Annotated in this window: 7 protein-coding genes and 5 pseudogenes; 9 read left to right on the top strand and 3 right to left on the bottom strand. The window is 65.8% G+C overall.

The features are described 5' to 3' along the window. Positions 1-912 precede the first annotated feature (912 nt). A complete protein-coding gene (locus ACZ6C1_RS37910; protein ID WP_469247608.1) occupies positions 913-1458 on the bottom strand; it encodes a hypothetical protein in 546 nt (181 codons plus the stop codon). A gap of 543 nt (positions 1459-2001) precedes the next feature. On the opposite strand from ACZ6C1_RS37910, the gene ACZ6C1_RS37905 reads away from it, so the two are divergent. The 5 genes and pseudogenes from ACZ6C1_RS37905 to ACZ6C1_RS37885 all read left to right on the top strand — a co-directional run bounded on the left by ACZ6C1_RS37905 (position 2002) and on the right by ACZ6C1_RS37885 (position 4489). Next, entirely contained in the window at positions 2002-2253 is a 252-nt protein-coding gene (locus ACZ6C1_RS37905; RefSeq protein ID WP_469247607.1) for a hypothetical protein, read from the top strand. A gap of 119 nt (positions 2254-2372) precedes the next feature. Beyond that, positions 2373-2927: pseudogene (locus tag ACZ6C1_RS37900) on the top strand (ParA family protein); the annotation flags it as partial. A 110-nt stretch (positions 2928-3037) separates the two neighbouring features. Then, a pseudogene (locus ACZ6C1_RS37895) lies at positions 3038-3229 on the top strand (transposase family protein); the annotation flags it as partial. Between the two features lie 3 nt (positions 3230-3232). Further along, positions 3233-3656: pseudogene (locus tag ACZ6C1_RS37890) on the top strand (transposase family protein); the annotation flags it as partial. A gap of 740 nt (positions 3657-4396) precedes the next feature. After that, on the top strand, positions 4397-4489 hold the full coding sequence (locus tag ACZ6C1_RS37885) for a hypothetical protein (protein WP_469247610.1): 93 nt from the start codon (positions 4397-4399) through the stop codon (positions 4487-4489). Between the two features lie 179 nt (positions 4490-4668). Here ACZ6C1_RS37885 and ACZ6C1_RS37880 read toward each other — a convergent pair whose 3' ends face one another. After that, a complete protein-coding gene (locus tag ACZ6C1_RS37880; protein WP_469247606.1) occupies positions 4669-5904 on the bottom strand; it encodes an IS256 family transposase in 1236 nt (411 codons plus the stop codon). Positions 5905-6358: 454 nt separating this feature from the next. Here ACZ6C1_RS37880 and ACZ6C1_RS37875 point away from each other — a divergent pair. Together ACZ6C1_RS37875 and ACZ6C1_RS37870 are read left to right on the top strand one after the other, a co-directional pair. Beyond that, positions 6359-6610 (top strand): annotated as a pseudogene (locus ACZ6C1_RS37875) (IS701 family transposase); the annotation flags it as partial. 49 nt (positions 6611-6659) lie between these two features. Further along, positions 6660-6827: a transposase gene (locus ACZ6C1_RS37870; protein WP_469247605.1), complete on the top strand. Its 168-nt coding sequence runs from the start codon at positions 6660-6662 to the stop codon at positions 6825-6827. Between the two features lie 6 nt (positions 6828-6833). Here the strand turns inward: ACZ6C1_RS37870 and ACZ6C1_RS37865 are convergent. Beyond that, positions 6834-7582, bottom strand: a pseudogene (locus ACZ6C1_RS37865) (transposase). 21 nt (positions 7583-7603) lie between these two features. Here ACZ6C1_RS37865 and ACZ6C1_RS37860 point away from each other — a divergent pair. Together ACZ6C1_RS37860 and ACZ6C1_RS37855 are read left to right on the top strand one after the other, a co-directional pair. Further along, positions 7604-8218: a transposase gene (locus ACZ6C1_RS37860; RefSeq protein WP_469247603.1), complete on the top strand. Its 615-nt coding sequence runs from the start codon at positions 7604-7606 to the stop codon at positions 8216-8218. 89 nt (positions 8219-8307) lie between these two features. Then, complete coding sequence (locus ACZ6C1_RS37855; RefSeq protein ID WP_469247602.1) at positions 8308-8475, top strand: hypothetical protein; 168 nt, start codon at positions 8308-8310, stop codon at positions 8473-8475. The last annotated feature ends 1370 nt before the right edge of the window (positions 8476-9845 follow it).

Raw genomic sequence — 9845 nt, 5'->3', positions numbered from 1 at the left:
CAGCAGCCTCGGCTACCGCAGTCCCGCCGAATACGAGACTGCCCTGGCGGCCTGACCACCACACCGAAGGTGTCCGCCAAAGCGGAACAAGCTCAAGGTCTCGTAGCAGGGCTTGCACATGCCGCGCGCCCACTGGGCCGGAACACCGCATCGTGTGCAGGCGACAACCGGCTCGGCGGTGGCCGGGTCGGAGCACGGACGGCACCATTGGGTCTCGGCCTCCAGCGTGCGTCGGCGTCCGCAGCGCTGGCACGGCCCGCGCGCGGGCCGGCCCGAAGTCCGGCGCCGGCATGCCGCGCAGGTCTCGTCCGTCGCCCGCCTGCCGCCACCACAGCCCGGGCACGTGCGCAGGCACCACTCGCACAGGCCCGAACCGGGACGCAGCCGGCGCCGTTTCGCACAGCCCGGACAGCGGTCCTGGACCGGGCCGACAGACACCGCCACCGCGTACCGCTGGGCGACGAAAGCGTGGAACGCGCGCAGCAGCCTGGGCAAGCCGTTTTCCGACGCCGACACCTCTAATTCGTTAGTAATTAGAGGTTCTGGATCTCTGAGGGGCCCCGGGGCGGCGTTGTCCAGCCGAGGGCAGGACGTGTGTGGTCCGGTCGGTGCCGTGGTGACCCCTACGACACCTCCGACCGTGCGAGGTCTTTGAAAAGACTGGTGGCGCTGGGGGCCGGCCGGTCCTCGCACGTTCTGCCCCCACGGGCTGCCGTCTCTAGAGGTTGGCCGTACAAATTTCGCCTTCTGTCTAGAAGCGGACAATCACCCAAAAGGGGACAGCCAGAAACGACGCGCGGCCCGGCCGACGACCGGACGCCGGCACTCGAACATCGCGGGTCAGACCGGTAGAGCGAGTAGTGCTCATCGTTCCAATGAGCGGCCGGGGGATAAGTAGTCGGGGGCGGTGTGTCAGCCGACGAGGGTCAGGCTGGTCGGGCCGGAGGCCTCTTCCAGTCCCTCCGGAGTCAGGCACTTGTCGACGTCCAGCGTGAGACTCACTGCCGTACGCGCCACCTGGGCACCCTCGAACTGTCCACTGACCACTTCTCCCTCGCCGATGACAACCGATTCGCCGTTCGGCTTGGCGTTGATGGCGATGTTGTATCGGATGACGCTGTTGGGGCCGTCGTTCCAGTCGACGACATTGGTGGTGTGGAACTGGGCTGCCAGGCAGCTGGCTGTTCCCGACCCGTTCACCTTGGACGTGGCATAGGCAATCTCGGGGTTGGACGTGGAGGTGCACGGCCCAAACGTTTCCTCGATGTGGATGTTGGTCGGCTGGGGCGTGTACGTCAGCCCCGGCTGGAACCTAACCGTCTGGCTGCCCAGGGGACAGGAAACGAAGGTGGCCAGACTGGTCTCAGGGGCAGAGGAAGCAGCAACGGCCTGAGGGGAGAAGACCGCTGCAACAATGACGGAGTACCCCGCGGCGACGGTAGAGCGTACGAACCTCATGCGTTTTCTCCTTCGAGGGCGCAGGCAGTGCCCAAGGCTCTGGAAAGCAAGCGGCAAAGTCGCCCGGCACACCCGTCATACTCGCGCGAACATGCCAAGTCGTACACCGGAGTACGGGGGAGCTCAGAGCGCACTGACAACTTGTGCGCACGCCCCCTGGCACCCCAGCAGGCTCTGCCGGGTCAGTTCACGGCGGTCACCTGTCGGTGGCAGGCACGGTGGAGGTGCTCCACGAAGGTCCGGCCGGCCGGTCGTTCAAGGATCGCGGCGGCCTTCACCGCGGCTTCGTCCTCCCCGGCCTGGGTGGTCGGCTCGTCAAGCGGCGGGCGGTGGCCACGGGTCAAGGACGTCGCGACCCCAGACGAGACCCCAGGACTCCACCAGCGCGCGAACCGTGGCCAGTCCGCCCGACTCGGTCGCGCGAATCAGGTCCAGCGAGCGGCCGCGCAGTCGGCGACGACGTACGGACCGGCAACCGCCTCCGCGACGGCTGGAGGCATCACGGTCACGGCCACGGCACGGGTGTCGTCGATCCGATGGGAAATGGGCGACGGCAGCACGGTCACGTGCACCGGGCCCGGCACCCGCTACGACGCCTCCCAGGGCAAGCGCCCCTCGCCCGACTGCGGGCACCTCTACAAAGCCCCTTCGACCGCCCACAGGGGCGGGAAGTACGCCGGCACCGCGACCGCCACGTGGACCGTGGAATGGGCCGCTGCCGCCCTCGGAGACTCCGGGCAGTTCACCGAGACCCGTGCCGCCGCGTTCACTCAACTGATCGGCCATGGGGTCTGATCAGCGGTTTGGCCGATTGGGGCGCCCCAATCGGCCACCGGTCACACCCCGATCGGTCACGGCGCCCAAGGGCAACCCCTGGCGCAACCCTCTGCCGGCACCGGTGACGCCACGGCGTCATGCCACCGTGGCGTCACCAGCGACGCCGGGAGCCTCTACGCTGCCGTGCGCACCCCACTGAAGGAGGACCGATGGCGCAACGCATGGCGGTCGGCAACAACAAGGGCGGGGCGAAGAAGACGACCACCGTCGTCCGCCTGGCCGAAGCCCTGGCGAAGAAGGGCCGACGGGTCGGCGTGGTGGACCTGGACCCCCAGGGCAACGCCTCCCGGCGACTGGGGTGGAAGGACATGCCCGAGGCTCCGCCGCTCACGACGTCCGAGGCGATCGAGGCTGCCGTAGAGGGAGTGGCCGCCCAGGTGTGGCAGCCGATCGGCTGGACGTGCGACTACGCCGAGCGCATCACGCTGATGCCCGCCCGGTACACCCTGGAGGACCGCGCGACCGAGGCCGGGCAGCGCGGCGCCTGGCGGCGGCTGGCCAAGGCCCTCAAGGGCGCGGACGACCACCTGGACTACGTGCTAATCGACTGCCCGCCCTCGCTCGGGCACCTGACCCAAATGGGGCTGGCCGCCGCGCACTTCGCCCTAGGCAGCACCGAGCCCGAGTACGACAGCGTGGAAGCCACGGTGCGCTACCGCGACTTCGTGGCCTCCTCGGGCGATGACCTCGGCAACCCGGACCTGCGGTTCCTCGGCATCGTCGTGTCCGGCTACGACATGCGCGTCGGCGCCCACGCCGCGAACTCACCGTCAAGGAAAAGTCCGTCAACCGGGCACACGCCCGACTCCGCTCACCTGTGGAACGGGCCTTCGCACGCCTCAAGGCCTGGCGGATCTTCCGCAAAGCCCGCCTCAGCCCCAACCGACTCACGTCAATCGTCAAGGCCGTCCTCGCCCTAGAGAAGCAACGCTGAAGAAGCTCACTGGGCGAGGATGACTTCGTCATCGTTGACGGCACCCTCATCCCCACCGACCGCATTGCCGCTGACGAGCCGTACTACTCGATGAAGCACCGCCGCCACGGGATGAACGTGCAGGTCATCGCCCGACCGGACGGAACACCCTTGTGGTTCTCGAGGGCTCTGCCCGGCCGGACCCACGACCTGACCGCGGCCCGCGCCCACGGCATCATCCAGGCCTGCCTGACCAGGGATCCTCGTCCTGGCCGACCGCGCCTACCAAGGAGCCGGCGCCACCGTCCGCACCCCCTACTACCACCACGAACAACCCGAGCACTACCAGCAGTACAACCGCGACCACGCCCACCTCCGAGCCCCCGGAGAACGCGCCTCCGCCCAGCTCAAATCCTGGCAGATCCTCCGACGAGCACGATGCTCCACCACACCCAAGATCGCCCCACGCGGTGCTCTCGCACCCAGACTCGCGCTCCTGCCCGGGGCGCTCGGCTATTCGGCACCGCACGACAAGGCCCGGCAGCGGGCCGCCGCTGCACGTCCGCCCGCACCAGCAATCTCGCCGCATCTGGTCAACCCGGCACAGACCGTCCTGTTCGACGCCCGACGTGACTGGACCTGCATCGCCGTCAGGGAGCTGAACCTCCTGCCCTCCCTCACCCCCGCCGCCGAGGCCCTGCTCGACGACATCCGGTACCACTGGAAGCAGCGAGGCCGGGACGAAGAGGTACGCCGCCAGACCGCCCGCAGCCTGCGCATCCTGCTGGCCCGCCTCGGCGCCGACGCCCCCATCCACGAAGCCGACACCTGCCCGCCGACCGGCCCGGCACCAGCGCACGATGGATCCTGCAGTTCCTCACCCGCTGCGGCCTGGTCCTCCCGGACCCCACCCGCCAGGTCGACATCCACCAGCGGGCCATCGGCCAGCGCATCCAGACCTTCCCCGAGGACTGCGCGGACGAACTCCGCCGCTGGGTTCTGGTCCTGCGGGGGGAAGGCCATTTGTGAACATCCCGCGATGCCGTTCGAGCCGATCCGCAAGTACCTCGGCTACCTCTATCCGGTCCTGACCGCCTGAGCCGCCCGCGTCGACAGCCTCCGCGAACAGCCCAAGCCCTGGCCCAGCGGTCGCGGATCGTGCTGGAGTGCACCGAAGGCCACTCGATCATGGAGGTGTCCCGCCGGCTGCGGGTCACCCCGGACACGGTCCGCACCTGGCGGCGCCGGGTTCCTCGAGCGCGGCCTGGACGGCTTGTGTGATGACCACGAACTCCTGCGCCTGCTCCGCCTGTGGGTACTACCCGCACCCCGAAAACGGGACGCCGAGCACGTCCTGCGCTGGTCAGCCTGGCGGCGCCACCACCAGCACCATGCACGAGCCAGCCACCACCGCCGGCACGCCTACGCGGACACCACACCACGAACCCGAAGATCACGAACTACAGCTGCCGTGACTGTGGGAAAGACTGTTGGAAGGCGCGCTGAGCGTCGTGCCACAATAGGTCCCAGTAACGGTCGCTGTTCTCGGCGAAGCTGGAGTTCCTGCAGATCAGGTACATGCGTTTCTGGGCTGACGACGCGCTGGGGAACTGAGCGGAGGTCCGGGCTGCTTTACGGAAACGCGCCATAGACTGGGCGGTGGCGGCATCGAAGGACGTGACGGCACGCCGGATTCGCACGTCCAGCGGCAGAGCGGGCGCAAGCGCGGTGCAGGCCTCATGGATTTCCTGGGCTAGCCGGGGGTACCGCTTTCCCCAAACCTCTGCAAGCGCCCGTGCCATGGCCGACGCCTCCTTCGTGTCTGCCGCACAGAACACTTCCCTGAGGCCCTGCTCCAGGGCGGGCGCATCGTACTTCTTGACCAGACGCACTACTGCTTTGACTGTCTGAGTGATGGCCAGCTGGGCGACTGCTGACGGCCACACGGCACGTGCGGCTTCCTCTGCGCCTGGCACTCCTGACAGGAGAACCCCGACGTCCTGTGTGCCGCGGCGTCGCATGTCTGCGAACACTTCGGCAGCGGCGGAGCGGTCGGCGCCGAGCCACAGGCCGAGTACTTCAGCCCGTCCGGTGGGTTTGACTGCCACGGCCGCCCACATGAGGCGGTCGACGACCCTAGTGTCCCGTACCTTCACTGGCACCGCGTCGACCGCGAGCAGGGGATAGGAGACCTGCAGCGGACGCCGGCACCAGCTCTCCATCTCTGAGTCCACTCGCCGCGTGATTGCAGAGATCATCATTTTTGTGCTTGCGACGTCGTAGACCTCACTCAGGTGATCTACCACTTCCCCTGTCGTCAATCCGCGGCTGACTAGCGACATCACCAACTCGTCAATGCCGCTGGTTCGCCGCTCCCACCGGCCGGTACTGACTGGACGAAATGTACCCAACCGGTCCCTTGGGATTTGCACATTCACCGCCCCGAATTCTGTGAGCAGAGTTTTCGAACGGTACCCGTTCCGGGAGTTTCCGCGCTCTTTATCAATATGCTCCGAGATTTCCGACTCCAGCGCCATCTCAATGACTCGCTTCGTCAGCTTCTGCAATAGCCCACCACTCCCCATCAGCCCACCCCCAGAGCGCAAATCGGCACGTGCCAACTCCACTACACGTGAGAAGACACCATCCTCCAAATCCTGCACTGCGTCACCAGCCAGCGACACGTTCTCCGGCACGCTCATTCACCTCTATAGTCACGGAACATCACCCCGCGAAGGTCCCCCCCGGAGGATGGGATATCCGCGACACCCCGTAACACAAAAACTCTTACACTCGCCTCTGAAATAGAGGAAATACCAATAAGCGCGCCATCTTACTATTGGCGATGATGTGCGATTTTACATACTCACTAAAACCGCTGATGACATCTTTACCTGGCCGCATTAATGTGCACAAGTCAGATTAGAGAAGACTCATGACCATGAGAAACGAAAGAAGTTCTCTTTGCGCCTTACTTGGCTGCGGGCCGAGCAAGATACACCTCAAACCTCAGCCAGCAGCACTGTGATCGATGACAAATCGACAGCCGTAATCCAGTCGCACTTCGTAATCTGACCGGGGTGACGGACGGCGTGTGAGGCACTGGGGCGTGGGCGAGGCCACCTGTTGATCATGGTGTTGTGACGCATCATGAAGATCAGGCGGCCCTCTGCTGTCAGCAGAGATCCCTCGCTGTTGCAGGAGAAGTTCGACGAGCTCGCGGCCGAGCTGACCCCGCTGTTCGCCCGCCGTGAGCCTCGGGCGCATGCCGTGGCGTACGTGCGCGGCCTGCTCGCCAACCTGCCGCGCAAGAACTGCTGGACACTGTTCGAGCACGCCGGGCAGCCCCGTGCCTTCGGGTTGCAGCGTCTGCTCTACCAGGCCGTCTGGGACGAGGAAGCTGCCCGTGACGCGGTGCGGCGCTTCGTCATAGGCCACCTGGCCGCTCCGGGTGCGGTCTGGTCTTCGACAGACCGGCCAGGAGAAGAAGGGCAGTGCCACCGCCGGCGTGGGCCGCCAGTACACCGGCACGACCGGGCAGGTCAGCAACGCGGTGGTCGCGGTGTACTGCACCTACGCCAGCCCTCTCGGCCACTGCCTGATCGATGGCTACCAGTGAGCCTTTTCAGCGGTGAGTTTCCAGGGTGAGGATGGCTCTGGCGATTGACGTGAGTCGGTTGGGGCTGATCCGGGCTTTGCGGAGGATGCGGCAGGTCTTGATCCGGGCGATGGCTCTCTCGACGGGCCATCGGAGACGGGAGTGTGCCCGGTTGACGGATCTCTGTTTGACGGTGAGGCCGCGTCCGGGTCTGCGTCTGGCCGGGACGGCGGTCTGTGCTCCCGCTCCCTGGTAGGCCTTGCCGGCCAGGATCGGGATGCCGAGTCTGATGCAGGTGGCGATGATCCGGTGCCGGCGGGCCGCGGCGAGATCGTGGGCGCGGCCAGCCAGGACGGGGGAAATCCACACTAGCGTGCCGTCGGGTGCTGTGATGACCTGCAGGTTCACGCCGTGACGACGGTGCTTGCCCGAGTAGTCTGCGCGGCTGTCACCGGCCCGGTCGCATTCTGCCAGGGTGCCGTCCAGCAGTACGTACCGCGTTTTCGCTGACCCCAGCGCCGCGGTCAGGCCCGGTGCCCGCCGGCCAGGAGTGCGACGACGCCCTGCACGTAGGCGTGAGCGGTGCCCGCGCTGGTCCCGAAGCCGGCCGCGATCTGGGCGAGGGTGTCATGCTTCCGCAGATACACCAGAGCGGCCAGGGCGCGTTCCGACGGCGATAGCCGGCATCGGCGGTCACCCTCCGGGGTGACGATGAGCATCGTGACCCACTCCACGAGTGCGTGCGGGACGTCGAGTACGGCACGACAGGCAACCAACGGAGCCCCAGGGCTGAAGAGTTGAGCTTAGGACACCTTGCTCAACAGCCTGGGGCTCCGCCCGTTTCACAGCCACCCACACATCACCCGACCGATGGCCTCTCTGAAAATGCTCAGTATGTCCAGGAGCACTGGGCCAAGGACCCCGACCGGTGCGAACAGGCAGGGCTGGGGCGGGACTTCGCCTTCCGCGCCAAGACCGCCATCGCCCTGGACCAGGCCCGGCGCACGCTCGCCGCCGGCGTCGCGGTCGACTGGGCGGCGGGCGACGAGGTCTACGGCCACAGCTCCAAGCTGCGCGGCTTCTTCGAGGAGCACACCATCGGCTACGTCTTCGCCGTCGGCATCAACTTCCAGGTGCCCACCGGAGCCGGGCCGATGCCGGCCGACCTGCTGGCGGCACGGAAGGTCCCCAAGCGGGCATGGAACCGGCTCTCGTGCGGACAGGGCGCCAAGGGGCCGCGCGTCTACAACTGGGCCCAGGTCGCAACGAGCAGCCCCCAGCACCACCTGCTGGTCTGCCGCTCCCTGGCCGACCCCACCGACCTGGCCTTCTTCTACACCTACGTGCCCCCGGGCCGGTCGGTGGCACTGGCCGACCTCGTCAAGATCGCCGGGATCAGGTGGGCGGTCTAGGAGGACTTCGCCAACGGCAAAGACGCCGTCGGCCTGACCACACCCAGGCCCGCCGCTACCGCTCCTGGCGCCGCCACGTGGTACTCGCGATGGCCGCCCTCGCCCTGTTCACCGTGATCGCCGACCTGGACCGCCGCCACCACCCCGACCCGGTCCTGCCCACCGACGGCGCTGCCGAACCACCCACGCCCACGCCATCCGCCACTGCCCGGCCGCCACCCACCTCAACCCCCACCACCCGATGGAAACTGTCCTGACCTGCAACTTGTGGCGTCGGCACCAGACCCGCGCCATGGTCAGTCACTACCGACGGCTCGCAGACCCACTCCCGCCCATCACCGATCCTCAAGATCTCCGGCTGTAGTACCCGTGGCCCCTGCATGATCGTTCTGCCTCAAGAACAGAAATGATCACGCATGACCACGGGCGCCTCACGTTCAGCGTCAGGGCACCCTCCGCACCGTCACGGACCGTGACACCACCTCAGGCCACAAACGAGACGCACCGCCCAACCGCGAAGACCCACTCAACCTCGACGAACTTCTCAACGCCGACGTTGAACGGCACGTCCACGCCTCACGCGTCCACTCGGTGAACGACCTCGCGCGCGAGACTCGCCGCTTCCTGAACCGCCGACAATGCCAGCCCCACAGCGTCCGCGGCTACTTCCTCGCCCGCTGCACGATCACATAGGAAACTCGATAGTTCCGGCTCAATAGTTACCTAAAAGGGAAGAGGAATCTCGGTTGCATTCCAGGCCGATACACATAAATCCTTACACGGTCCCTCCGGATGCATATGCCGTGCGTCATGCCGCTATCTGGTTCACCTCCTAAAGGGGGAATCACCGATGAGCGCATTGCCCGGCAATTCATCTTCCAGTCGAACGGAAGCGACACGAGAAAGGTTACCAAGGAGGTCCGTAAAAGGGATTTCTGGATGCATCTGGAGCCTGCGCTGCGAATTACTACCCAATGCGGTTTGGCGGCTTTTTTGTATTGAGGTCGCATACGTAGTATGTGGAAATTTCATCGACACCTAGTGGCCTGTGCAGAGAAAGAGTCAAAATACTCACCATGGCCATCCATAAATGGATGGCTTAGGCCCGGCTCTGCAGGTCCACGTCTGAAAGGAAGAGTTGTATGAGTTGGGATTCTCGGCGTGGGCGGCTGCGGGCTGCCACGGGGGCGGCGTTGGCGGCAGGAATGCTCAGCATGACGGTGCTGGTGGCCTCTCCGGCGTCTGCGGCTCCGTCACAGACGCTTCTGTACTCGGTTGATGGCGGAGCGACTTGGTCAAGTAACGTAACGGCGGGCCCACTATCTACGGTATTGGTGAGGGCCTGGTACGACAATGACAGTGCAAGCACTTTGCCGAGCACGTCGATCAATACCACTATGCCTTCTGGTTTCACCCTCGTACCGAACAGTACTCAGACGTGTCTGAGCCCTGGGACTACCGACCCCACGGCTCCAAGTTCAGAGCTGGTATGCAGCACCAATACAGGGCAGGGCGGAACGGCAGTTGACGGCGCTGTATGGTCTGGTCCGAATTTAACCATTAGCCCCACCAACGGGCTCTTCGGAAATCCAACGACAGACACAAGTGGCGCCCTAGCTATGGGCAA

The sequence above is a fragment of the Streptomyces sp. NPDC041796 genome, from assembly GCF_055590785.1.
This window is presented reverse-complemented; position numbering and strand designations above follow the sequence as displayed.